Below are 24,170 nucleotides of genomic sequence, written 5' to 3'. Positions count from 1 at the left end.
CGAATCGTTTTGTATTTGCTTATGCTTTAACTGATTTCAGCCATACTTCTTCGCTTCCCAAGAAGAGTGCTGAAAACGGAGACGAGCGCAGACTCATCGAAATATTTTTGTGATATTGAATGCAAGTTGTTTGACAGCAGCAAGCAAGACGCAGATAATTTGGCGCTTAAATGTCCAGTCCGTTTGATTGTTATTCGACCCTAGAGACTTTATCGTGTCCGGCAACGGACTCAACCCTAAGGAAAACCAGATGATTCGTCTACGCATGATGGTGCTTGCCACCACAATGGCTTTTGCAGCTAGTTCGCCTGTATTGGCCGCCGAAACACTAGCCAGCAACCCGTTCTATAACTCCAGCGCATTGCCGTTCAACGCGCCGCAGTTTGATAAAATTCAAGACACTGATTACCAGCCTGCGATAGAAGAAGGAATGCGGCTGCAACTGCTTGAAATCCAACAAATCGCCAATAACCCGGAAGCCCCGACTTTTGAAAATACCTACGTGGCGATGGAAAAATCCGGCGCGATGTTGACTCGCGTGCTGCAAGTATTTGGTGCTATTACTGGCGCAAATACAGACGATGCTTTGCAAAAAGTGCAAGAAGATGAAGCGCCTAAACTGGCTGCGCATCAAGATGCGATCTATCTTAACGACAAGCTGTTTAAGCGTGTCGAAGCCGTCTACAAACAAGTCGGTAAGCTGAAATTAGATGCTGAATCGAAGCGTCTGGTTGACGTGGTCTACAGAAATTTCGTGCATGCGGGCGCAAAACTCTCCGCAGCCGACAAGACCAAACTTAAAGCGTTGAACGAAGAAGAATCCACACTCAGTACCCAGTTTGGTAACAAGCTGCGCGAAGCGACTAAAAATGCCGCGCTGGTATTGGATGACAAGGCTCAGTTAGCCGGACTGTCTGACGCGGCGATTGCTGCGGCAGCGGCAACAGCTAAAGAGCGTGGTTTGGACGGCAAATATGTACTGTCGTTGCAAAACACCACTCAGCAGCCTGAGTTGCAAGAATTGACTAACCGCGCTACTCGCAAAGCCTTATTTGAGGCTTCCTGGAATCGTGCTGAAAAGGGCGATGCCAATGACACGCGTAAGCTGTTGGTTCGGATAGCGCAGATTCGTGCTGCACAAGCCAAGTTGATCGGCTTTAAAAATTATGCGGCATGGAAGCTGGATGACCAGATGGCTAAAACGCCAGCAACGGCAATCAAGTTCATGGAACAATTAGTGCCAGCCGCGACTGCGCGTGCCAAGCATGAAGCGCAAGACATTCAAGCGCAAATTGATAAAGATCAAGCTGAGTTGAAGCAACCAACCTTCAAGCTGGAACCGTGGGACTGGAATTTCTACGCTGAACAAGTGCGTAAAGCTCGCTTTGATTTAGATGAAAACCAGATCAAGCCGTATTTTGAATTGAACAGTGTTTTGCAAAACGGCGTGTTTTACGCGGCTAACCAGTTGTACGGTTTGACCTTCACAGAACGTCACGACATTCCTGTGTACCAAGCCGATGTGCGCGTGTTTGAAGTGTTTGATAAAGACGGTAAATCGCTGGCCTTGTTCTACTGCGATTACTTCAAGCGCGACAACAAAAACGGCGGCGCCTGGATGGATAATTTTGTCGGTCAATCTAAGTTGTTCGGTACAAAGCCAGTGATTTATAACGTAACTAACTTCACCAAGCCGGTAGCTGGACAACCTGCATTGTTGTCGTTTGATGATGTGATCACCATGTTCCACGAATTTGGTCACGGTCTGCATGGTATTTTCGCTGATGAACAATATCCAACGTTGTCCGGTACTAGTACTGCACGTGATTTTGTTGAATTCCCATCGCAGTTCAATGAACACTGGGCGACTGATCCTAAAGTGTTTGCTAACTACGCAAAAAATTACCAGACTGGCGAATTGATGCCGCAAGCCATGGTTGATAAGTTGAAAAAGGCAGCCAGCTTTAACAAGGGTTACAACATGACCGAGTTGAGTGCTGCCGCGTTGTTGGATTTGAACTGGCACACATTGAATGCGAATGCTCCATTGCAAGATGCCAATAAATTCGAGGCTGCTGCATTGAAGAAAGAAAAGATTGACCTTAGCGAAGTGCCGTCACGTTATCGCACCAGCTATTTCTTGCACATCTGGGGTAACGGCTATGCGGCAGGGTACTACGCCTATCCGTGGACTCAAATGCTGGCAGATGATGGCTTTGAATGGTTCAAAGAAAATGGCGGTTTGACGCGCGCTAATGGTGATCGTTTCCGCGCTATGGTATTGTCTCGCGGCAATACTGAAGAGCTGTCCAAGATGTATCAGGACTGGCGCGGACGTGCTCCGAGCATTGAGCCTATGTTGGAAAACCGTGGTTTGAAATAAGACCCGGAACTAGTCTCAAAAATAGTATTAGAAGCAATAACGAAGAGCCTGCCATCAGTTGCTGATGGCAGGCTTTTTTTTGTCTCAGTCAGTCACATTCTAATAACCCTTTTCATTCTTGTGTATGTAGAAATTTAGGGCGTAACACACTGCGCATAGTGTATTTAACACTAGACGTACTCACTCCTGGATTCCCACCTACGCGAGAATGACGACTCAAAACAAGCGAGATTTAATGGAAATAACAGTAAAAAATGCCTACTATGAAGAATAGGCATTAAGAATAGTTTGGCAGAAAGTTCGGCAACAGTGCCTGTTGCCCGCAGGCTATTTTTGATGAGGGGAGATTCACCATGTTCTCTGAATTAAATTTGATTTTATTGTTCACTGCCTTTGCGGTAACCATTTTTTTGGTCTCGGCAATTTGGATTTTTCGCGAGTATGAACGAGGCGTGGTTTTTACCTTAGGACGCTTCTGGAAAGTGAAAGGGCCGGGGCTAGTTATCATCATTCCCTGGGTTCAGCAGGTGGTGCGGGTTGATTTACGCACAGTGGTACTGGAAGTGCCGACTCAGGATGTGATCTCGCGCGACAACGTTTCGGTTAAAGTCAGCACCGTGGTGTATTTCCGTATTGTCGATCCGCAGAAGGCGATTATTCAGGTGGTGAATTATCTCAATGCGACCAGTCAGCTGGCGCAAACCATGTTGCGTTCAGTGTTGGGCAAGCACAGTCTGGACGATATGTTGGCCGAGCGTGAGAAGTTGAATCATGACATTCGTGAGTCGCTTGATGCGCAGACCGATTCATGGGGAATCAAGGTTGAGAACGTTGAAATTAAACAGGTTGACCTGACCGAGTCGATGATCCGTGCGATTGCCCGACAAGCCGAAGCAGAGCGTGAACGTCGCGCCAAAGTGATTCATGCCGAAGGTGAATTGCAGGCTTCAGAAAAATTATACGCAGCAGCTAAAATCCTTGCGCAAGAGCCTCAGGCGATCCAGCTTCGGTATTTGGAGACCTTGACCGTGATCGGGGCAGACAAGAATACGACTATCGTTTTTCCTTTGCCGATGGAGCTAGCAACTTTCTTGGGTCAACTTAAGCCTAAGGCTTAATCGAAGGCAAAAACAGATATTCATTTCCTTGCATCTGGCAATGAATGTTCATCTTTATCGGAGGATGCGATGAGTTCAAGTATAAATGAGTTGGAAACACGCTTGTCTGGTTTGAAAAAATTAACTGGTCAACTCCAAGCAGATACAAGATTGCTCAGCACTTCACTTGACGAACATTCGGCAAATGACCCTTTAATTGAATCGGCAAAACAATTGAAGGTACCAATGCTAATGCCGTTGACGATTGGCACTCTGTTGGCATCGGCGCTTGGGGAAGTTGAGAGTGTTGAAAATGCGCTGAAATCGATAAGACACAAATAAAACTGTAATAACGGAAGGGATAAGCTGTGTGAATAGTAATGGACAATTTATTTAGACAAGTTAAGTTAAGTCCGAGTAAATAAGCGTAAAAAAACCGCATTAAAGAATGCGGTTTTTTACGTTTTACGGCGCAATTATTACCAGTCGCCACCGCCGCCACTATCGCCACCACCACTATCCCAGGATGAATTATCGGCAATGCCGAAGTCGTTGCCGCCCATATCATTCTGCGGCACATAATCATTACGGTCTGTCGGTTGAGGCTGCGAATTATTGCGATTATCGCCATCGGTAAAATGATGCATCAGTTCTTCACCAGCAACCATACCTGCGCCTAGTGCTGCACCAGTGACTAACCCGCCTACTATTCCCGAACCTATTCCACCGCCGCCCATCATTTGACCGGGCGCACCATAAGGCTGCATCGGCACGCCTGATCCATATCCAGTTGCGCCATTTTGAGAATAGACAACAGGTGGGTTACGGTTACTCATGAATCTCACTGCAAAAATAATGAAGCCGATTAAGCCTAAACCCACCAATATTAGTCCCCACGGCATTCCCGTATTGGCTGGTGCTGCATAGTCATTTACTGCTTGCCTGGGCATGGATGAACGTTGGGGATTGGCGATTAATCTGCGCAGGTTTTCAACGGCTTCAGGTTTGGCAAAGGGTAATCCTGGTGCCAAACGGTCTGCGTTACTGAGTTCGGCCTGTGCGCTGGCAATACGGCCTTGTTTGGCTAATAATTCAGCTTCGACAAAATGTGCTTTGGCGCTGCTTGGATGATCTTGTAATACTTTTTGCATCATCGTTTGCGCTTCGTCCACTCTTCCGGCTTTGGCGGTATCGTAGACTTGTTGCATGGAAGGTTCTTCTGCGGCGAAGCTGGGTGCAGAACATAAAATCGCTAACGATAAAAACGTAGCTTGAAACACGGATTTGGTATTCATTCCGTTACTCCTTTGGGGTTGGTCTTGCAAAAACACCATCATTTTTCGCTGTTGCGCAAATAAAACAATTCTATGCGGTAAATGGGGGTAGTCGGTTTCTATTCAAGTCGTCTGTGCTTAAATAAATGCAGAAAAACGGGTTTGATATCAAATGAATTAGATCGTGAAGAGTGCTGTTTCTTGAGTGATAGTTTTCAAAAAATAAATTAAATCTAAAACGGATAATTTTTTACTAAACGAGGTGGGAATGGAAAAATGGATGAAATAAAGTCAGAGACGCAAAGAATTGCTTTGGGACTTATCGAGCAAACATTACCAAAGGCTGAGTGGACTCATGAGGCGCATTTACGTGCCGGCTTATGGCATGCATTTCATTACGATGATGAAACTGCACTCAATCTTATGCGGAAACGTATCTGTGCTTACAACGTTGCGACGGGCGGTGTTAACACTGAAACAAGTGGCTATCACGAAACAATTACCCGGTTTTATTTGTGCATGATCAGAGCTTGTCTGAATAATATCGAGAATGAAAATTCGATGGACGAGCTCGCTCAAAAAGTGATTTTGAAGCTAGGCGATAAAGAGCTGCCTTTTCGCTATTACACGCGCGAACGTCTTTTTTCTACCGAAGCCAGATTGGCTTGGGTAGCGCCTGATATCGCCGCATTACCTTAAATAAATTTATTCACTGCTCTGAAAAAACTACTAAGCGACCATCGGTTTTAAACTTGTCACCGCCGCCGTTGCGGCCTTCCAGCTCTTTTTGAAATGGTTCAATCCAGCGTAAAACAATTTCACCACTGTGCTGTAAATCAGTGATTAATTTATCGCGCTCACGATCGACTTCGGCCGCAATATGGTGGGTAATTTGTCCGGTCGTGTGCGATAAACCAACGCCGGAGTCAAAGGTGGCAGCACCTATCCACATTGGTCGATCGAGAGCATCAATATCCGGTGTTCGCCAAAAACGCACGTGATGACGTTTGGACGGATTGCCGCCTTCGGCCTGTTCAAAAGCGTAGCTTTGTTTTTGTCCATTCACAAACAAATCGCTGACCGGTGCATCAGGGTAAGGCTTATGCAGCAAACTATCTCTGGCGATGCGTAATGAGCTACGTAAGGTAATCGGATCGGCGGGATACCAACCTGCCCCCAACATTTTTTTGTGTAGTGCATCTTCCGAACCGACAAACGCAACGTTTAATGGGTCGCCCGGAATGCCAGCAGAAGTAAAGGCGCGGGTTCCTATTGAGTCCAATGCCGGATGTCGGCGTTCTACAAAACGCCAGGCCATGGGAACAAATTCATAAGCAACGCTGAAGTAGCTGATGGCTGGCGCCAGCACCAAAACACCTGTGATGACGGCGATGCGGATCAAGCTACGTTTGTGGACGGGTGTTAGCTCATTTGCCATGATGACGTTCGCTTAGCACCTAAATCAGGTCGCGCAAGCAGAGTAGGAAAGTGCCGATTTTAATCCCAAAACAGGCACTTGACTATCCAATACGCTTATTGATCGGTTTGAGCTAGCAGTGCAGAAACCCCGATAAAAGCGGGATAGGGTTCGGTGATGACATAAGTCGGTATTTGGCCCAGGTAATTGGCGAAGCGACCCTTTTGTTCAAAGCGCTGACGGAAATTGGACGTGCTAAAAAACTCCCCTAATCGTGGGACGATGCCGCCGCCGATATAAATGCCGCCTTTTGCTCCTAAGGTAATAGCGAGGTTGCTGGCCATTGTGCCCAGTAATTCGCAAAAAGTGCTGAGCACTTCGCGGCACACGGGGCATTCATTGTTTAAGCCGCGCCGTGTGATTTCTGGCGTGTCGATATCATCCACTGTCAGATTCTGGTTGCTGGCTAAGGCTTGGTAAATTAACTGTATGCCAGCGCCAGACATCAATCGTTCTGAAGAAACGTGTTTATATTTTTGCAGTGCAAATTGCAGAATAGACATTTCGCGTTGATTGGTTGGCGAAAAAGAAGTGTGGCCGCCTTCGCTGTCTAGCGCTACCCAACCGTGTTTGGTCGGTATTAAGCCGGAAACACCTAAGCCGGTACCGGCGCCGAGTAACCCTATGGCTGAATTGTTTTGCGGTTGACCAGTGCCGACTTGGTATTTTTGTGTGTGATCTAAAAAAGGCAATGCCATCGCTAACGCTTTAAAGTCATTCACCACCAGCAGTGTTTGAAAATCAAATTCCTTTTGCACCGCTTGAATTGAAAATGACCAATGATGATTCGTCATTTGCACGACATCGCTATGCACTGGGTTTGCAATGGCAACACCTGCCTTTTTAATCTTTACGCCAGCAGCTACCGGACTCGTTAAATAAGCTCGTATGGCATCCGATAAAGTTGGGTAGTGAGCACATGGCAGCACTAAAATAGCCTCGTGTTTGCCGGGAGCTGTTTCTAGCGCAAAGCGCGCATTGGTGCCGCCGATATCGGCTAGTAAGTTTGGGTAAGATCGCAGGTAAGTCATCGTGACATCGTACTCATTTACAAGCGTTGTTCAGTAGTTGGGTCAAATAACACGGCTTTAGAAAGATCAAAAGCCAGTTTCATTTGTTCCCCGGGCGTCGCAGCGGCGCGTGGATGCGTGCGGCAAGTTGCTCTGGCCTGATTGAACCAGCTAAATACCAAGGTGTCAGGTCCAGTTGGTTCAGTCAGCTCAACGGTGCATTCTACCTCTGTTGGTTGATAACTGTCTGTCGTTTCAGCCCGACGTGCGCTGATTGCGTCGGTGATATGTTCAGGGCGAATTCCTAAAATAATATCGCGTTCAATCTGCCCCATTGGTATCAGTGTTGTTGAAAAACTGGCCGGCAGTGGCAGTAGGGTGGTTTTGCCTTTGTGTTCTAAGGTAAATGAAAGTCCACCATCTTGCTTGAGTAATTTTCCGCGTAGGAAATTCATTGAAGGTGAACCGATAAAGCCTGCTACAAACATATTGGCTGGTTCATCATAAATATCTTGCGGGCTGCCAAATTGTTGTACTACGCCGTCTTTCATTACGGCGATTTTGTCGCCTAAGGTCATTGCTTCAATTTGATCATGCGTTACGTAGACGATAGTGGTGCCGAGCCGTTGATGCATGAGTTTGATTTCAGCTCGCATTTCTACGCGTAATTTTGCATCCAGGTTGGATAGTGGTTCGTCGAATAAAAACAGTGCGGGGTTGCGTGCAATTGCACGCCCCATTGCTACCCGTTGACGTTGGCCGCCTGAGAGTAAGGCTGGTTTTCTGTCTAGTAAATGGGTCATTTGCAGGGTTTCTGCTACGCGGTCAACGATCTTTTTTTGTTCGTCTTTGGGGACTTTGCGGATGCCTAGGCCGAAGGAAATATTTTCACGTACGGTCATGGTTGGATAGAGTGCGTAGGATTGAAATACCATTGCAATATCGCGTGACTTGGGAGGGATATCATTGACGCAGCGGTCGCCGATGTGGATGCTGCCGTCGCTGACTGTCTCTAAACCTGCAATCATGTTTAGTAGGGTGGATTTGCCGCAGCCTGAGCCGCCTACCAGGATTAGGAATTGACCGTCTTCAATTTCTAGATCGATACCTTTTAGGATTTCTGCGCCGTTTGGGTAGACTTTGCGGACGTTTCTTATTGATAAACTTGCCATGATTATTTGCTCCTGAATATTGTATGTGTTTCGTTTTATGAGTTCGGGTGACTCATTGATTACTGGTGTTTTTTTTAGGTCTGTAGGCCGGGGGTAGCCCGGCGGCTAGTTACCTTTTTTGCGTCGCCAAAAAAGGTAACCCAAAAAAGGCGACCACGCTATTTCGGAAACCCCGATTTTTTAAGAAAAAAAGGGAAAAGTTCGAAACTCGCTACGCTCAAACAGCGAACCTTTCTGATCCTTTTTTCCTTAAAAAAACCGGCCGAACTAGAAGTGGGGGTAAGTCAAAAACAACGTCAACTTCAAAAGCAACCCCAACTTCATTAGTATGCGTAGGGTGGGCACGGGTTTGTGCCCACGCGTTTGCATTGGCTAACCCTTTACCGCTCCCGCCGTTAACCCACGCACAAAATACTTACCTGCTAATAAATACAAGCCTAATGTCGGTAATGCGGCGATGATCGCGGCGGCCATGTTGACGTTGTATTCGGTGATGCCGGTTGAGGTGTTGACCAAATTATTTAATGCTACGGTGACCGGTTGTGCGTCGGCGCCGCCGAAAACTACGCCGAATAAAAAGTCATTCCATATCTGGGTGAATTGCCAGATGAAGCAGACCATAAAAATCGGTAATGACAGCGGTAAGATGATGCGGCTGTAGATGGTGAAGAAACCTGCACCGTCTATTCTTGCTGCCTTCACTAATTCCTCTGGCACGGTTACATAATAATTACGGAAAAAAAGAGTAGTAAACGCGATGCCGTAAATGATGTGAACCACGATTAAACCGCCGGTTGTATTGGCGATACCAAGTAAGCCTAATAAGCGTGCCATCGGTAAGATAACTACTTGAAAAGGGATGAAGCAGCCGACCATTAAACCGGTGAAAAAAATCTCGGAATAACGGAAGCGCCAGTGTGCTAATACATAGCCGTTCAGTGAACCAATCAGGGTGGAGATTAATACCGCAGGAACCGCCATTTTCACCGAATTCCAAAAGTAGGGCGCTAAGCCATTGCATTGCACGCCGGTACAAGCAGACCCCCACGCTTTGGCCCATGCCGCGCTGTTTGGGTTTAATGGAAAATCAAGTAAATTGCCGCTGCGGATTTCATCTAATGATTTAACCGAGGTGGTCAACATTACATATAAGGGCACTAAATAATAGAGCGCGCAAAGTATCAGCAACAAATAAATGATGCCGCGCCCCAGGCTGAATTTTGTTGAGTTAGCTTGCACGGCGCGCCTCTTTCGTTTCAAGATAAATAAGTGGAACCAATACCGCCAGCACGGTTGCTAACATCATCATGGCGGACGCTGCGCCTAAACCTAATTGGCCGCGTGTGAACGAAAACTGGTACATGAAAATCGCCGGCACATCGGTAGAGGTGCCAGGGCCACCAGCAGTGAGTGCCATGACCAGATCAAAACTCTTGATGGCAATGTGCGACAGCACCAATAACACGCTGAAAAATACCGGACGTAAGGCAGGGATTACGATGCGCCGGTAAATGGTTGGCAAGCTTGCGCCATCGACCATGGCGGCCTTAATAATGCTGTCGTCCACGCCGCGCAAACCGGCTAAAAATAGCGCCATGACGAAGCCGGATGACTGCCAGACACCGGCGATGACGACCGTATAAATCGCCATGTCGGAATTGACTAGCCAGTCCATCGAAAAATTAGGGAAACCCCAGGCATGTACCATTTTCTCCAGGCCTAAACCGGGATTAAGGATCCACTTCCAGGCGGCTCCGGTGACAATAAAAGATAGGGCCATTGGGTATAAATAAATAGCGCGTAACGCACCTTCAGCGCGAATTTTTTGATCTAAAAAAATCGCTAACAGCAGGCCAACTCCTAAGCAGATGAGAATGAACAAGCCGCCAAAAATTCCCAGATTGGTGGCAGAAACCCACCAGCGGTCTATATCAAATAACGCGGCGTATTGTCCAAAACCCGTGTACGTGTAGTTGGGCATGAGGCGCGATGGCGTTAGCGACAAATACGCCGTAAATCCAATAAAGCCGTAGACGAAGATTAAGGACAATAAGATGGTGGGCGATAAAACTAGGCGCGGCAACCAGATGTCGGCAAATGTTTGAAAGCGGCGTTGGAGTGGAATGGGATGTTTAATATTGCTGGCTTGCTGCGCGGAGCTGGCAATGCCGGGGTAAATCTCTGACATAGTGAATCCTTGGTAAAGCACAGTAGTTGCTTACTGTTTTTGTCTGACGTGGTTCAGTGAATGAACCACGCCACTTTCTATTTACGTTGCAGCTTATTGAGCTTATTGCGTTTTCGCGGCTTTTGCCAAGGCTTGTACAGCAGCTTGCGAGGTCATGGTTGAGTTCATGAATTTGGCAATCACATCTTGAATTGCGCCCGCTTTGGCAGAATCAATTGCCATACCGTGCGCAAAGCTCGGTACTAGCTCGTTGCTTTTGCTAGATGCTTCCATGTCGTTCATGGATTTGATCGCGCAGCTATCAAACTTGGCGCGTGAAACGCCAGCACGTGCCGGGATGGAGCCTTTATTCAGGTTAAATACTTCCTGAAATTCTGGGCTCATGACGGCAGTTGCTAATACGAGCTGTGCTTTTTGTTTGGCCGGATCAGTCATCTTAAACATCGCTAATGAATCGATATTAAAGCTGAAATCTTTTTCCGTTCCCGGTGCTGCTACGCATAAAAAATCTTTGCCCGGTTGTTTACCAGCTGCAGTAAATTCACCTTTGGCCCAGTCGCCCATAAACTGCATACCGGCTTTTCCGTTAATGACCATCGCAGTTGCCAGGTTCCAGTCACGGCCTGCGGAATCTTTATCGATATAAGTTTTGATTTTGGCCAAGGTATCAAACGTCTTGATCATGGTTGGGCCAGTCAGCGTAGCTGGGTCCAATTGAACTAATGCTTTTTTATAGAACTCAGCACCGCCGACGCCAAGAGCGACTGATTCAAACACCGTGGCGTCTTGCCAAGGTTGTCCGCCGTGCGCCACGGCGATAAAACCGGCTTTTTTCATCTTGTCGGCAGCGGCAAAAAATTCATCAAAATTGGTTGGTACTTTTGCGCCGGATTTGCTCAATACGTCAGGGTTAATCCACAACCAGTTAACGCGGTGGACATTGACTGGTGCCGCGACATAATGGCCTTGGTATTTCATGATGTTGGAAACGACTTTAGGCAGGTTGGCATCCCATTTTCCATCAATAGCTGCCGCATCAATATTGGCTAACACGCCTTCATTGCCCCACTCCTGAATGGATGGGCCTTTGATTTGTGCGGCTGTTGGTGCGCTACCTGCAATAACCCGTGCTTTGAGTGCAGTCATGGCGTTTTCACCGCCACCGCCTGCTACCGCAAAATCTTTCCAAGTAATGCCTTTGGCTTCCATCATTTTTTTTAATTCAGCGGCAGATTTTGCCTCACCGCCGGATGTCCAGTAATGCAGCACTTCCACTTCAGTCGCTTGCACTGCTGCGGTGGCTGCAAAGAGCGTTGTCGTCACTAAGACGGCTTGGGCTAATTTAGTCAATTTCATTTTGTCTTCTCCAGTTTTTGTTTTTAAAAATCAAATTTATCCAACGAGTCTATCTAGCTTGTATGACCACTAAGTTACATACGTGGTCATTCAGCTAATAAGGACTTACCACCAAGCTTCTAACTGAACGCCGGCAGAGGTACCGCTGGTGCCGTTGTTATAAACCGGGCCGGAATTGTTGTTGGCATTGACTGCCGCGGTGGCAGCGTTATTCCATTTGCCGTAGGTGACAAAGAAGCGCAATTCAGGACGTGACCAGTAAGCCTCGCCCATAGCAATAGTCGGCGCAAAAGTGACTTTGGTGAGGTCTTCAGAAGGTGTGCCATTGGAGAAGGTGACGTGTTCAACGCCAGCTTCCATTTGCAATTTGAAATGTCGGTTCACTGCGTAGACCGGGCGGGCGCCGATAGTGGTCCAGACTGAAGAACCTAATGCATCTGATGTGTCTTTTTGATACAACGCAATAAATTCAGTACTAAATTGCTTGGTTGGTTGAATCACCAACTCATCAAATACCCGTAACCGGGTTACATCTGATCCTAGTAATGTGCTGCCGGCATTACCCATACGTCCATTACCCTGGCTGCCTGCGCCTGATTCACTTGGTACTACTAATCCTGCGCTGTTAACAGTAGCGCCAGTGCCGGTACCTGCGCCAACACCGTATTGCACCGCAAAGGTATTTCCGCCACCCCAAATTTCTTGTTTATGGAGCGCAGTCAAATTCCAGCCGCTATGATTATTTTCACCGGTTGCGCTAATGATTGTGGCGACAGCGTCGATAGTCCCGCCCGGATTAACTGGCAGACCTTCATATAGGAAGTTTTGTCGTAAGCCGGCTCTGCTTGTGGTTACTGCACCGGTGGCTGCGTCCAGTCCGTTAGTATCATTATCTTTAAACATGGCATAGCTAAATTTTCCTGGCCCTGCCTTGATGCCATCGATACCGCCGCCAGTTCCATTCAAATTGATGAATTGCAAATCAAGGAAATGAATGTCGGGACGATAGTAATAACGCTCACCAACCCACGCCACGCCGCCATTTAAAAAATCAAGGTTTTTGGCTTCAACATAGGCTTTTGCCAAAGAGAGCGTCGCACCGCTAAAGTTTGAATTTGGACTCCAGGCATTGGCCCACAGCGTTCCAGTAAAAATAACGCCATCATCGACCGTGGCTAAATCTTTGGTGTAACCGCCTTCAAAATAAGAATCGCACTCATTACCTAAGCGATATTTCATGGTGTTGCCACCAAGGCCGAAACAGCTTTGTGGACCGCCGGTGGAACTTGCCCCAGCTCCGGCACGTAAATAACCATGAAAGCCATCTTCATCGTGACCGGCATCGGCACTGGCAACGCCGCAGGCGAAAATGAATGGGAGTGCTAAAGCGAGTGCAAAAGGAAGTGCTTTTAATCGTTGATTAATCATTATGTCTCCGTGACTAGTTTATTGGGATGAAGTCTGTTGCTTCTTTTTGGTGCGTCGGTAGGGTCTGCTAACTCGGCGAACAGACATTAACATCGCAAAAATGTGCATCCAACTAGGCAGGGGAGGCGTAACTTTTGTTGCTTAAGTAATTGATTTTAAATGGAATGGCATTTTATTTTATGCCGCGGAAAATTACATAACTTTACATAAGTCGCCATGAAAATTATTATCGGCGTGGTATTTCATAGCTATGCGGATTACAAAATGTCCATTTCAGTGCATGCAATAAAAAGAAAGAAAATATTACGCTTCTTTACAATTCTAGAGGCTTCCTTACGGAGGTATGTCCACACAGCTACACAGTTGGGCTATAGTGTCATCCGAGACAAGGAAGGACTCCCCGGTGCAAACAGATAAAAAAATAATGTTGCCCACGGAATTGAATAAAAAAGCTAGTACGCACTGGATTTGTGCGTTGCTGCTAGTTTCCACATTCATTCTGCTAAGCACGACAAACTCAATAGCGCAAACGCAAACAGTGCAGGTGTTAAGTTGGTGGAAATCCACCAGCGAACACAAGGCAGTGGACGTGTTGGCGACCCGACTCGCCCAAGAAAATATCATTTGGCACGATGCGTTGATACCTAGCGGCGGCATAGGCGCAGGCATCGTCTTGAAAAGCCGTATCTTGGCGGGAACAGCCCCCGACATTGCACAACTCAAAGGCCCGTTGATTGCCGAATGGTTTGATCTGGGTTTGCTGATGGAATTTAAAGCGCTCAATGTCAACGCTAAAGAAAGCATTAGCGGCAGCGGAAAATGGGATAAATCATTTTTCCCGACAGTGACAGAACTAGTGCGTCCAAACGGACATCTGGTGGCGGTGCCGCTCGGTATTCATCGAATTAATACCTTAATTTTCAATCGAAAAGTATTCGATAAATACGGTCTGCGCGTACCGGAAAATTGGGATGATTTCAATATTGTTGCAAATAAATTGCGCAGGGAAGGCATTATCCCTTTAGCGCAAAGTAGCGAGCCGTGGCAGGTGGTGACGTTATTTGAAACGCTGCTGTTGTCTGAATCTTCCCCTGATTTTTATCGGCGCGCCTTGGTTAAAAAAGATCCTTCGGCGTTTACCGATGTCCGTTTTGCGCGTGCATTACTGCGTTTAAGAATGCTGAAGAAAGACATGCCGTCGCCACTTAAAGAAATAACCTGGGTGGATGCCACCAGGTTAGTCGCTAAAGGTGACGCTGCCATGTTAGTGATGGGTGATTTTGCCAAGGCTGAGTTAAACGCATGGGGTCTTGCCACCGATGTGGACATTGGCTGCAATGCCGTGCCAAATACTGCCAACTATCATATCTATAATGTGGATACGCTGGTCATGCTCAGCCACGAATCCATATCAGCGGAAACCGCCGATAAAATTGCTCAAATTGCCGTTTCTCCTACCATGCAAGCTGACTACAATCAGGTGAAAGGGTCAGTTTCCGTTTTGCGCAATGCCGACATAACAAAAATGGATAGTTGCGCACGTAGTTCATGGACTGTGTTTGCACGCGGCAGTGCCGTGCAAGTGCCTAGTCTGGCGCATGATATGGCAACCGATAAAATTTCCAAAGACGCCATCATCGCCGAGATCGTTCATTTTTTTATGGATGACTCTATTCAAGTCGCTGAAACACAACGTCGACTAGGGGCAATCACCCGGTCATTACCAAAAGCTAAAGCAGGAAAAGATGCGCAAAATATTAATCGTTGACGACGACCAAAAAACTCGTACTTTATTAAAAACTTATCTCGAAAAAAATCAATACGAGGTCAGGCTGGCGCATAACGGTGAGTCGTTTCTATCTGAATTTCAACGCTATACGGATGAATTGTCTTTAGTCATTTTAGACGTGATGTTGCCGGACACCGACGGCTTTGCCTTGTGCAAAATCGTCAGGCAACGTTCTAACGTTCCCATCATTATGCTCACCGCTAGCTCAGATGAAACTGACCGCGTAGTGGGTCTGGAATTAGGGGCGGATGATTACATTGGCAAACCATATAGCCCACGTGAACTGTTAGCCAGAATTAAAGCTATTCATCGCCGTACCGGTCTTGAAAACACAGCGCCACCACGCTTTTATCGTTTTCTTGGATTTACGCTGGACTGTGTGGAGCGCACGGTGGTAGACGCGCATGGCGAGCTGGTGGCATTGACGGGTTTGGATTTTCAATTGCTGAAATATTTTGTTGAGCATCCCGGCGATATTTTGGATCGCGGCATCTTGTCTGAAGAAACCCGTGGCCGTGATTCCGGCCCGCTGGATCGCTCTTTAGATGTTCAAATTAGCCGACTCAGGTTGCGTTTGAATGATGATGGAAAACAGCCATTTTTAATCAAAACTGTACGTGGTGCCGGTTATGTCTTTTCTGCGGATGTCATTGCTTCGCAAATATAAGATATGCCTAAAAACGCGATAGTAACTAAGCCGGAAATGAAGTTGCCACGTCGATGGTTGTTGCGCCTATTGCCGACATCCTTGCTAGGCAGGTTAACGATCGTATTGATGATGGGCGTATTGCTGACGCAGTTTGTGGGGAATGCATTTTGGGCGGCGCAAGTGCGGAAAGAATCTGAGATTGAAGTTGCCGCTTCTTCGCAACATCTGGCGCAAAGTGCGGCTAGTAGCATTCGTTATTTTTTGAGTTTGCCGACTAATTATCGGCCGCTGATTATCCAGCAGTTTCGTGAAATGGGCGGTACGCGGTTTTTTGTGAATATTAATAGTGCGCCGATTGATATTCATGATATTGGCCAATATGCATTGGCGGAGTTGGCCAAGAAAAAAATTAAGGCCGAATTGCTAGAAAAAATTCCACAGTTAGCTGGCGCCAATAATCTCAAGCTGGGATTTTCATGGCCTGCAGAATTGGTTGTTTCTGAAGACGGTGCAGGGATAAATGATTTACCCGACAACTGGATTCAGCACATCTTAATCACCAAACCAAATCCAGCACCGATTTTGGTAATTCAGGCAGAACTGGAGCCTGGAAATTGGTTGTACCTGGCAACACTGATGCCTAATCCGTATTTTTTAAACAGTAATAATCCCTTTTCAACTGACCGGGTCGTTCTGTTGGGATTGTCCCTCGCCGCCGTGTTTTTGCTATCTATGTTGGTTGTGCGCTGGATTACTCGACCGCTGGAAGCCTTGTCCGTTGCCGCTACTGCTTTTGGAAACGGTAACGGTGAAGCAATGCCGCATTTGCCGGAAACCGGTAGCCGTGAATTTGTGAATACCGCACGGGCCTTTAGTGTAATGCGTGAACGAATTCAACGCTATATTGAAGATAGAGAGCGCTTGTTTGTATCTATTTCACACGACTTGCGTACGCCCATTATGCGTTTGAAATTACGCGCTGAATTATTGGACGACGATTTGCTGCGTAGTGAATTCAATGAAGATTTGGATGAGCTGGATATGATGGTGAAGGGCGCACTGCAATGCGTGAAAGATAACGATATTTATGAAAATCCGACCGAAGTAAAACTGGATGCGTTATTGAATCGTATGGTGCGTGGTGCGCAATTGGCGGGGCATAAAGTTGAGTTTTCTGAATCTGGAATTTGTGTGGTTGCTAAGCCGTTAGCGTTGAAGCGAGCCATTGGGAATTTGTTGGATAACGCGCTGCATTATGGGAATCATGTTGAGATTTCGGTATTGCAAAATGATGTTCAGGTTGAGATTACTTTGCGGGATCATGGGCCTGGGGTACCGGAGGAAGCTTTGATTTATCTCTTTGATCCTTATGTTCGGCTGGAGCATGGGCAGTTGAAGAATAATAGTGGGATGGGATTGGGGTTGGGGATTGCTCAGGCTATTGTGTTGGCGCATAACGGGACGTTGATTTTGCGGAATCATCCGGAGGGTGGGTTATGTGCGACGATTGTTTTGCCGGTGCAGAGGTGATTTTTAGGGTTGTATGGTTAGGATAAAGTTATCTCATCAAACTTCGTCATCCCCGAATGCTTTAGTCGGGGATCCAGTTCCACTTACTCGTGCAAAGCACGATTGATTAGACATCATTATTTGCCACGTCTTTGGCACAGAACGCCTTCAATGCCAGATTAACGAGCTCCTGGATTCCCGCCTGCGCGGGAATGACGTTAATGGCAATGCGGCTTAGTAACTATTTCAGCGTAATTAAGCCAAGCCCAACTTGGCAGCCAAGCCTATACGCTGCAGTTTCCCTGTTGCGCCTTTTGGGATTTCTTCTAAAAACAAAATCTTGCGCGGCACTTTATAGTCGCTCAGTCTAATTGCTACAAATTCGCGCAATTCTTTTTCGCTTACCTGCTGTCCTTCGCGCAGTACGACTGCAGCTGCTACTTCTTCGCCGAGTTTTTCATGCGGCATGCCGAAGGTGACGACTTGGGCAACGGCTGGGTGATCCATCAGGATTTCGTCTACTTCGCGCGGGGAGATTTTTTCGCCGCCGCGGTTGATGATTTCTTTTAAACGGCCGGTAATGCTTAAGTAATTATCCTGATCTAATACGCCTTGATCGCCAGTGCGGAACCAGCCATTTGTGTAGGCTTCGGCGTTGGCTTTAGGGTTATTTTCATAGCCGGCTGTGACGTTGACGCCGCGGATAACGATTTCGCCAGTCGCGCCGTTTTCTAGCAAATTACCGTCAGTATCCATAATCGCAATTTCAGGGCCGGCGGCAATGCCGACTGAACCCGGTATGCGTTTGGCCGGTGGCAGTGGGTTACTGGCCATTTGGTGCGCGGCTTCGGTCATGCCGTAGGATTCAATTAAAGGCGCATTGAAAACCTGTTCCAGCGCATGGATGACTTGCGGTGGCATGGAGGACGATGAAGATCTAATAAAACGCAGTGGATTGGCTTGAATTATTTCACGGTTACTCTCAGCTCTGGCCACAATAGTCTGATGCATGGTTGGTACAGCGGTGTACCAGCTTGGTTTGGCTTCGTTCATCCAGTTGAAAAAACGCAGTGCATTAAAGCCCGGTGTGCAGAAAATTTGTCCGCCGGCGGCTAGCGGTGCTAGCAAGCCGGCGATTAGGCCGTGAATATGGAACAGGGGCATAATCGCCAGTCCGCAGTCGCTGGCGCTGAGATGTAAATTGTCGCGCACGTTGCAGGCCGATGCACACACATTGGCTTGTGTCAGGGGCACAATTTTAGGGCGTGATGTGGTGCCTGAGGTATGTAAAATTAAGGCGAGATCATTTGAAGTTGGCATGTCAGCGCTGGCCGTATTCATTACCGGTTGCTGCGCCGTTAAGGTAAATGAACCTGCGCCGTGTCCGGATGGATGCAATTCCAAAATCTGGAGATTGAGTTTTTGGGCGATGGCAATAGCTGGCGACTGGCTGCCGTGTTCGACTAAAATCGCTTTGGCATTCAGGTCGGATAAATAAAACTCAAACTCATCAGCGCGATAAGCCGGATTCAATGGTGCTGCGGCAGCATGCGCTGCGATGCAGGTAAATGCTACCGCCATTTCTGGGCCGTTTGGTAATACCAGCGCAACGCGGTCTTGTGCGCCAATACCAATGCTGCGTAAGCTTTGTTCGGTCTGTGCTGAAGTTAGTCGCAATTGTCCATAAGTAAGCGGAGTTACGCCAGGCGCGCTGATGGCGATGGCATCTGACGCACCGATGGCGAGTAATTCTAAAATAGTGGTAGGACGTTGCATGATGGCCTTTAATCTTTAGGTAAATTTTTGAAGCGAATTGGTTTTTTAAAGCGTAGACGTAATCCGCAATTGCCCTTGTTGCTGTTTAAGTGAGGTGGCTAATAAAGAAGCCAGTGCATACACGGTATCAATAGTTGGGGTTGGTGTTGAAGTGATTTTTCCCATTTCAATCACGCTACCAACTAAGGCTTCAAGTTCAATCGGGCGGCCAGCTTCTATGTCTTGCAACATCGAGGTTTTGTGCTTGCCAACAGAGGCCGCTCCTGCGATGCGCTGATCTATTGACACTTTAAAATTCACGCCCAATTTTTCACCGATCATTTGCGCTTCGCTCATCATGCGCGCAGCTAATGCTCTGGTTGGTGCCGATTCGCAGATATCAACCAGCGTAGCGTGGCTTAAGGCGCTGATGGGATTAAAGCAAACATTGCCCCATAATTTAATCCAGATTTCCGAGCGTATATCAGTACTAACCGGTGTTTTAAAACCGGCTTTGCGGAACAGATCCGCCAGCATGCGTATTCGTGGCGTATCGCTTCCGTCAATTTCACCCAAGGTAAATTTATTGCCCTCAATATGGCGAATGACGCCGGGAGCTGGCATATCACAAGCAGGGTACACAATGCAGCCGATGATGCGGTTGATATCTAGATGCTTAGATACGGTACCGTCCGGGTCAACCGCTTCTACTCGGGTGCCGTCAAAAGTTCCGCCGTGTTTTTGGAAATACCACCAAGGCACGCCATTTTGTGCGGTCACAATCACTGTGTCAGGGCCTAATAAAGAAGAGATATCGGCAGCAACGGCGGCGACCTGATGCGCTTTCATCGCCAATATCACAATATCTTGCTGGCCGAAATCAGCGATTTTGTCACTCGCATGGACCTGAACTTTGTTCTCAGTGCCATCCGTATTTTGTAGGGTTAAGCCATTTTCGCGTACGGCCAATAGATTTTTACCGCGTATGAGCACGCTGACTTCGTGGCCTTGTTGAGCAAATTTGACTGCCAAAAAACCGCCAATAGCGCCTGCTCCAATGATACTGATTTTCATTTAATGTCTTTCTTTGTTGCAATGAATCTGAAAGCAGGATCATAGCGCGGGAACTTATCTTTTGTCATGTGTGTTTTTGACGATGGATTGTTCGCATTTACAATTTTCCATGAGCCAATTGTTGCCATAATGCATCGTTTAAGTTATTGTGGCATCCAGTTAAATTCGGCCAACTATCATCCTTGGTTCTCGCTTTATTGAGTAGATTCACGATATAAAAGAAAGTTTTATCATGACAGTACATTCGCTTCACCCCCCCGCCGTAACAAAATTCAACAGCTCTAATCGTTGGTTACAATTAATACTTGGTATCGTTTGTATGGCAATGATTGCTAATTTACAATACGGCTGGACCTTATTCGTAAATCCGCTGGATCAAAAATACCACTGGGGCAAAGCCGCGATTCAAACGGCTTTTTTCATCTTCGTATTAACCGAAACATGGTTGGTGCCGGTAGAAGGTTATTTGGTGGATCGTTTTGGACCGAAGCTGGTCGTTATGGCTGGTGGGTTGCTGGTAGGTTTGGCTTGGGTGATGAATGCATTCGCGGCTTCACTGACTGTGTTGTATATCGCTGCGGCCATTGGTGGTGTTGGTGCAGGAGCTGTGTACGGCACGTGTATTGGTAATGCGCTCAAATGGTTTCCAGATCGTCGTGGTTTGGCTGCCGGATTAACCGCAGCTGGCTTTGGGATGGGATCGGCATTGACGATTATTCCAATTTCCATGCTGATTAAATCCAGCGGATATGAAACGGCATTCTTGTATTTTGGCATTGGGCAGGGATTGATCGTATTCCTGTTTTCGTTCTTTTTGCTGACACCACAAAAAGGCGCTGTGCCGCACGTGGCGAAGGTAGTGCAAAGTAGCGTCAATTTTACTTGGCAAGACATGTTGAAATCACCGGTTTTTTGGTTGATGTATTTGATGTTCGTACTCATGGCGGCGGGCGGTTTGGTCGCTACGGCGCAATTGGGTCCGATTGCTAAAGACTTTAATATTGCCGATATCCCCGTGTCTATTTTGGGCTTGACTTTGCCGGCGCTCACGTTTGCTTTGTCGATAGATCGCGTATTCAATGGCTTTACCCGCCCTTTCTTTGGTTGGGTGTCAGATCATATTGGTCGTGAAAACACTATGTTTATCGCTTTTAGTTTAGAAGCCTTGGGTATTGTGATGTTGTTCCAAATTGGGCATGACCCGTTCTGGTTTGTGGTGTTGAGTGGTTTGGTGTTCTTTGGTTGGGGTGAAATTTATAGCCTGTTTCCATCTACGTGCGTGGATACGTTCGGTTCAAAATTTGCCACCACTAATTCGGGCTTGCTGTATACAGCCAAAGGTACGGCGGCGTTGCTGGTGCCATTTTCCAGCATGTTGGTGGCAGCTACCGGGAGTTGGCATGCCGTGTTTTATGTGGCGGCTGCGATGAATATGACGGCTGCACTGCTGGCTATTCTGGTGTTAAAGCCGATGCGCGCGCGGATGGCTAATTTGCGGCCAGTTGCGACGGAATTCTCATTGAATGAAGCGGTTGTAGTTAATCAGTAAATGCGCAGTAAATGCGCAGTAAATACGTAGTAAACGTGCAGTAAATACGATTAGTCGATGCGATTAACAGATGCACAGAGTGCCGGCGATAATCGACGGCATTTTTTTCTTTTTTTGAATTAATTAGCGAGTGAATCGGCATGTTTTATAAACGAATTTGTTGTGTTGTGTTTCTGATTTTTTTGTCACACACGGTTTCTGCGCAAGAATTATTGTTTGCAGTGAATGAGGGCGTGACTTATCAAGATGATGGCTTGCCAAGCGAACGTTTTAAGCTCCTGATTAAGATGTTATCCAAGGAACTCAAGCGTCCGATCAAGTTGCACACCATTAGTCATTATTCTGATTTTGAACATGAGTTGGCCATTGAACATATTGATTTGGCGTTTATTCACCCGGGCAATGTAGGTTTGATTGCGGCTAAAAGTGGGAATTATTTTGGTCTGGCTACCGCCAAAGATTTTACCGATTACCGGGCGCGTGTTATGGTTAAAGCCGATTCTCCGCTCAAATCAATGGCTGATTTGCGTGGTAAAAAAATCGGTGTGCCATCGCTGGAATCCATTACGACCGTGATGTTTACCGCCAGTTTGCGCGAACTTGGAATAGCTGATCCGGCCAAACAATTTACCCCTACCCGCTATCAAGATGCAGTGCCGTTTATGCTCGATTATGGTTTTGTTGATGCTGGTGTAACCGGCTCAGGTGCGGTAGCAAAAAACTGGATAGCCAAAGGTGGGCGTGTGATAGCTGAAACTAAACCGGTACCGATTAAACAGTTTCTGATGTCACGCAGATTTAGTGCTGAAGAGCGCGAAAAAGTACAAAATTTGCTGCTGAAATTGAATGAAACTGATGACGGTAAGGCGGCGTTAACTGGTTTGCACATTACGGGTTTTGTACCATGGAATACAACAGTAATGGATGAGGCGAGTAAGCGGCTCGGTTTGTAAAAAACGACCTGAATTAGAATGACACGAAATGAACAAAACACCGTTCCTTTCGTGTTTTTTGTTTTTGGAGCCCTTGAAATTTTGAAAGCTCTAAGCTACCCGTTACTTTACTTTGGAATGCAATATGAATCTCTGGTTTCGATTAATCTGGATGCTGCTGACAGTGCGATGGCGTAAACCAGCAACAATTTTTGATACAACAAGCTTGTCAATGCGAGTATTGCCGAATGATCTTGATTTTAATGGGCATGTCAATAACGGGCGTTATTTTACGATCGCGGATATCGGTCGCATGGATTTCGTTTTGCGCACTGGCGCAATGCGGATCGCTATCGAGCAGCGTGCCTTGCCGATAGTCGGCGATGCCATGGCAAAGTTTCGGAAAGATCTGAAGCCGTTTGAACGTTATGAATTACAGACCCGACTACTCGGCTGGGATGAAAAATGGATATTCATGGAACATTGTTTCGTCTGCCGTGGACGGGTAGCAGCGGTCATCGCCATGCGCGGTTTGTTCCGTGCCAAACAGGGATCACTGCCACCGAGTGCATTTTTGGCTGAACTTGGTATCACAACAGCGTCGCCGCCGTTACCGGATTGGGTACGTGCATGGAGCCAGAGTTGCGATAGTTTAGGCGGTGTTCTTCGTGAAGCAGAAGCGACTGCTGATAAAGTGAATTGACCGTTTTTAAACGTCAAATAGAATGATGGGCCTCTAATTTTCTACGCTTGGCTAATCCAGTCTTCGACAGTGAGGACTGCATCGGAAACTAGGGCGAAAGCCTTATCATGTGTTACCAGAGTAGCTTTAGTTGCTACTGCATGAGCAGCAATCATCATGTCGAGTGCCCCAAGAGTTACGCCAGAAGCAGCACAAGAAGCTCGCAAATCACCGTAGATAATTGCACACTCTTCATCCCAGGGTAAGATTTCAACACGAAGTAAAAACTCGCGGATGAGGTTTCCAAACGCTGTAGTATGTCCCTTTCGGGCTAAGCCATACAACAATTCGCCTTGTGTTACGACTGAAACTACGATCTGTTTCATTGGTAACGCAGCCAATCGTTGACGAGCTTCTGGCGGATTACCTTTAATTATATAACTCGCCATATTCGTATCCAGCATATAGCGGCTCAAAATAGATCTCTTTCAACAGCAGGTGGGTCATCACGATCGCTCATGAAATCAGCCGGAATGTCGGTTCGCTTGGCAAGCTCGAAAAAATCCTCCCAAGATGCTGGCTTCGGCGATAGAACAACCTCGCCTGTTTCAGGATTGCGACGAATGAAAACCTCATTTCCTTGGAAACGGAACTCCATTGGCAGTCGAACTGCCTGACTACGCCCTGTGGTAAATAGTTTGGCTGTGGTTGGCATATTAATCCCTTTTGTTGATAGCTATCGAAAGTATATATCATTCAATGGTATGTATCAATGATAGCTATTATATGAGGGTATCTCTGTGGACGTACTGTCGTAGCGGGAAGTGCCGACTTCGTTGAAAGAGC

General features: G+C 47.0%; 22 protein-coding genes. 10 read left to right on the top strand and 12 right to left on the bottom strand.

What is annotated here, in order from left to right:
- Window positions 1-250: 250 nt before the first annotated feature.
- The 3 genes from dcp (at window position 251) to S2091_RS00885 (ending at window position 3,822) form a co-directional block, all read left to right on the top strand.
- Window positions 251-2,383 (top strand): peptidyl-dipeptidase Dcp, encoded by a 2,133-nt coding sequence (dcp, locus tag S2091_RS00895; protein WP_105529893.1) that lies wholly within the window; start codon window positions 251-253, stop codon window positions 2,381-2,383.
- Window positions 2,384-2,736: 353 nt separating this feature from the next.
- Window positions 2,737-3,501: a slipin family protein gene (locus S2091_RS00890; RefSeq protein WP_105529892.1), complete on the top strand. Its 765-nt coding sequence runs from the start codon at window positions 2,737-2,739 to the stop codon at window positions 3,499-3,501.
- A 69-nt stretch (window positions 3,502-3,570) separates the two neighbouring features.
- Window positions 3,571-3,822, top strand: a complete 252-nt coding sequence (locus S2091_RS00885; protein ID WP_105529891.1) for a hypothetical protein — start codon at window positions 3,571-3,573, stop codon at window positions 3,820-3,822.
- Between the two features lie 137 nt (window positions 3,823-3,959).
- On the opposite strand, the gene S2091_RS00880 is transcribed toward S2091_RS00885, so the two are convergent.
- The gene (locus S2091_RS00880; RefSeq protein ID WP_105529890.1) at window positions 3,960-4,775 is read right to left on the bottom strand and encodes a tetratricopeptide repeat protein; all 816 of its coding nucleotides are present in this window, start codon (window positions 4,773-4,775) and stop codon (window positions 3,960-3,962) included.
- Window positions 4,776-5,030: 255 nt separating this feature from the next.
- Between S2091_RS00880 and S2091_RS00875 the strand changes: the two genes are divergently transcribed.
- Window positions 5,031-5,453, top strand: coding sequence for a hypothetical protein (locus tag S2091_RS00875; protein WP_105529889.1), 423 nt, complete (start codon window positions 5,031-5,033; stop codon window positions 5,451-5,453).
- 10 nt (window positions 5,454-5,463) lie between these two features.
- On the opposite strand, the gene S2091_RS00870 is transcribed toward S2091_RS00875, so the two are convergent.
- From S2091_RS00870 to S2091_RS00840, 7 genes are all read right to left on the bottom strand, one after another.
- Window positions 5,464-6,192, bottom strand: coding sequence for an LssY C-terminal domain-containing protein (locus S2091_RS00870; RefSeq protein WP_105529888.1), 729 nt, complete (start codon window positions 6,190-6,192; stop codon window positions 5,464-5,466).
- Between the two features lie 95 nt (window positions 6,193-6,287).
- Window positions 6,288-7,262 carry a glucokinase gene (locus S2091_RS00865; RefSeq protein WP_105529887.1) on the bottom strand — a complete coding sequence of 325 codons (975 nt, stop codon included), beginning with the start codon at window positions 7,260-7,262 and terminating at the stop codon, window positions 6,288-6,290.
- A 17-nt stretch (window positions 7,263-7,279) separates the two neighbouring features.
- The gene (locus S2091_RS00860) at window positions 7,280-8,413 is read right to left on the bottom strand and encodes an ABC transporter ATP-binding protein (RefSeq protein WP_105529886.1); all 1,134 of its coding nucleotides are present in this window, start codon (window positions 8,411-8,413) and stop codon (window positions 7,280-7,282) included.
- Between the two features lie 372 nt (window positions 8,414-8,785).
- A complete protein-coding gene (locus S2091_RS00855; RefSeq protein ID WP_165794871.1) occupies window positions 8,786-9,652 on the bottom strand; it encodes a carbohydrate ABC transporter permease in 867 nt (288 codons plus the stop codon).
- Complete coding sequence (locus S2091_RS00850) at window positions 9,642-10,592, bottom strand: carbohydrate ABC transporter permease (RefSeq protein WP_423828224.1); 951 nt, start codon at window positions 10,590-10,592, stop codon at window positions 9,642-9,644. The genes S2091_RS00855 and S2091_RS00850 overlap by 11 nt, the downstream gene beginning before the upstream one ends.
- Before the next feature lie 111 nt (window positions 10,593-10,703).
- Window positions 10,704-11,957, bottom strand: a complete 1,254-nt coding sequence (locus tag S2091_RS00845; protein ID WP_105529883.1) for an ABC transporter substrate-binding protein — start codon at window positions 11,955-11,957, stop codon at window positions 10,704-10,706.
- 105 nt (window positions 11,958-12,062) lie between these two features.
- On the bottom strand, window positions 12,063-13,385 hold the full coding sequence (locus S2091_RS00840; RefSeq protein WP_105529882.1) for a maltoporin: 1,323 nt from the start codon (window positions 13,383-13,385) through the stop codon (window positions 12,063-12,065).
- A gap of 403 nt (window positions 13,386-13,788) precedes the next feature.
- Between S2091_RS00840 and S2091_RS00830 the strand changes: the two genes are divergently transcribed.
- The 3 genes from S2091_RS00830 to S2091_RS00820 are packed head-to-tail and all read left to right on the top strand — an operon-like array spanning window position 13,789 to window position 17,353.
- Window positions 13,789-15,153: an ABC transporter substrate-binding protein gene (locus S2091_RS00830; protein WP_243405261.1), complete on the top strand. Its 1,365-nt coding sequence runs from the start codon at window positions 13,789-13,791 to the stop codon at window positions 15,151-15,153.
- A complete protein-coding gene (locus S2091_RS00825) occupies window positions 15,131-15,841 on the top strand; it encodes a response regulator (protein WP_105529879.1) in 711 nt (236 codons plus the stop codon). The genes S2091_RS00830 and S2091_RS00825 overlap by 23 nt, the downstream gene beginning before the upstream one ends.
- A 3-nt stretch (window positions 15,842-15,844) precedes the next feature.
- A complete protein-coding gene (locus S2091_RS00820) occupies window positions 15,845-17,353 on the top strand; it encodes an ATP-binding protein (protein WP_105529878.1) in 1,509 nt (502 codons plus the stop codon).
- A gap of 234 nt (window positions 17,354-17,587) precedes the next feature.
- Here S2091_RS00820 and S2091_RS00815 read toward each other — a convergent pair whose 3' ends face one another.
- Window positions 17,588-19,108: an acyl--CoA ligase gene (locus S2091_RS00815; protein ID WP_105529877.1), complete on the bottom strand. Its 1,521-nt coding sequence runs from the start codon at window positions 19,106-19,108 to the stop codon at window positions 17,588-17,590.
- A 45-nt stretch (window positions 19,109-19,153) separates the two neighbouring features.
- Window positions 19,154-20,161 (bottom strand): 2-dehydropantoate 2-reductase, encoded by a 1,008-nt coding sequence (locus S2091_RS00810; protein ID WP_105529876.1) that lies wholly within the window; start codon window positions 20,159-20,161, stop codon window positions 19,154-19,156.
- A gap of 232 nt (window positions 20,162-20,393) precedes the next feature.
- On the opposite strand from S2091_RS00810, the gene oxlT reads away from it, so the two are divergent.
- From oxlT to S2091_RS00795, 3 genes are all read left to right on the top strand, one after another.
- Window positions 20,394-21,710, top strand: a complete 1,317-nt coding sequence (gene oxlT, locus S2091_RS00805) for an oxalate/formate MFS antiporter (RefSeq protein ID WP_105529875.1) — start codon at window positions 20,394-20,396, stop codon at window positions 21,708-21,710.
- A 140-nt stretch (window positions 21,711-21,850) separates the two neighbouring features.
- Entirely contained in the window at window positions 21,851-22,663 is an 813-nt protein-coding gene (locus tag S2091_RS00800; RefSeq protein WP_105529874.1) for a phosphate/phosphite/phosphonate ABC transporter substrate-binding protein, read from the top strand.
- A 124-nt stretch (window positions 22,664-22,787) separates the two neighbouring features.
- On the top strand, window positions 22,788-23,345 hold the full coding sequence (locus S2091_RS00795; protein ID WP_105529873.1) for a thioesterase family protein: 558 nt from the start codon (window positions 22,788-22,790) through the stop codon (window positions 23,343-23,345).
- Between the two features lie 41 nt (window positions 23,346-23,386).
- Here the strand turns inward: S2091_RS00795 and S2091_RS00790 are convergent, their stop codons facing one another.
- Both S2091_RS00790 and S2091_RS00785 read right to left on the bottom strand, forming a co-directional pair.
- Window positions 23,387-23,788, bottom strand: coding sequence for a type II toxin-antitoxin system VapC family toxin (locus tag S2091_RS00790; RefSeq protein WP_105529872.1), 402 nt, complete (start codon window positions 23,786-23,788; stop codon window positions 23,387-23,389).
- Between the two features lie 8 nt (window positions 23,789-23,796).
- Window positions 23,797-24,039 (bottom strand): antitoxin, encoded by a 243-nt coding sequence (locus S2091_RS00785; protein WP_105529871.1) that lies wholly within the window; start codon window positions 24,037-24,039, stop codon window positions 23,797-23,799.
- Window positions 24,040-24,170 lie beyond the last annotated feature (131 nt).

The sequence above is a fragment of the Solimicrobium silvestre genome (genome assembly GCF_002976435.1).
GTDB lineage: Bacteria > Pseudomonadota > Gammaproteobacteria > Burkholderiales > Burkholderiaceae_D > Solimicrobium > Solimicrobium silvestre.
Note: the sequence above shows the minus strand (reverse complement) of the source record. Positions and strands in the feature narration are given on the sequence as shown.

Bases quoted from the DNA above. Each gene is read 5' to 3' on its own strand.
- S2091_RS00885 (WP_105529891.1), top strand. From the start codon at position 3,571: ATGAGTTCAAGTATAAATGAGTTGGAAACACGCTTGTCTGGTTTGAAA.
- S2091_RS00790 (WP_105529872.1), bottom strand. From the start codon at position 23,788: ATGCTGGATACGAATATGGCGAGTTATATAATTAAAGGTAATCCGCCA.
- S2091_RS00880 (WP_105529890.1), bottom strand. From the start codon at position 4,775: ATGAATACCAAATCCGTGTTTCAAGCTACGTTTTTATCGTTAGCGATT.
- S2091_RS00795 (WP_105529873.1), top strand. From the start codon at position 22,788: ATGAATCTCTGGTTTCGATTAATCTGGATGCTGCTGACAGTGCGATGG.
- S2091_RS00820 (WP_105529878.1), top strand. From the start codon at position 15,845: ATGCCTAAAAACGCGATAGTAACTAAGCCGGAAATGAAGTTGCCACGT.
- S2091_RS00800 (WP_105529874.1), top strand. From the start codon at position 21,851: ATGTTTTATAAACGAATTTGTTGTGTTGTGTTTCTGATTTTTTTGTCA.
- S2091_RS00875 (WP_105529889.1), top strand. From the start codon at position 5,031: ATGGATGAAATAAAGTCAGAGACGCAAAGAATTGCTTTGGGACTTATC.
- S2091_RS00785 (WP_105529871.1), bottom strand. From the start codon at position 24,039: ATGCCAACCACAGCCAAACTATTTACCACAGGGCGTAGTCAGGCAGTT.
- oxlT (WP_105529875.1), top strand. From the start codon at position 20,394: ATGACAGTACATTCGCTTCACCCCCCCGCCGTAACAAAATTCAACAGC.
- S2091_RS00810 (WP_105529876.1), bottom strand. From the start codon at position 20,161: ATGAAAATCAGTATCATTGGAGCAGGCGCTATTGGCGGTTTTTTGGCA.
- S2091_RS00890 (WP_105529892.1), top strand. From the start codon at position 2,737: ATGTTCTCTGAATTAAATTTGATTTTATTGTTCACTGCCTTTGCGGTA.
- S2091_RS00870 (WP_105529888.1), bottom strand. From the start codon at position 6,192: ATGGCAAATGAGCTAACACCCGTCCACAAACGTAGCTTGATCCGCATC.
- S2091_RS00860 (WP_105529886.1), bottom strand. From the start codon at position 8,413: ATGGCAAGTTTATCAATAAGAAACGTCCGCAAAGTCTACCCAAACGGC.
- dcp (WP_105529893.1), top strand. From the start codon at position 251: ATGATTCGTCTACGCATGATGGTGCTTGCCACCACAATGGCTTTTGCA.
- S2091_RS00865 (WP_105529887.1), bottom strand. From the start codon at position 7,262: ATGACTTACCTGCGATCTTACCCAAACTTACTAGCCGATATCGGCGGC.
- S2091_RS00845 (WP_105529883.1), bottom strand. From the start codon at position 11,957: ATGAAATTGACTAAATTAGCCCAAGCCGTCTTAGTGACGACAACGCTC.
- S2091_RS00825 (WP_105529879.1), top strand. From the start codon at position 15,131: ATGCGCAAAATATTAATCGTTGACGACGACCAAAAAACTCGTACTTTA.
- S2091_RS00815 (WP_105529877.1), bottom strand. From the start codon at position 19,108: ATGCAACGTCCTACCACTATTTTAGAATTACTCGCCATCGGTGCGTCA.
- S2091_RS00840 (WP_105529882.1), bottom strand. From the start codon at position 13,385: ATGATTAATCAACGATTAAAAGCACTTCCTTTTGCACTCGCTTTAGCA.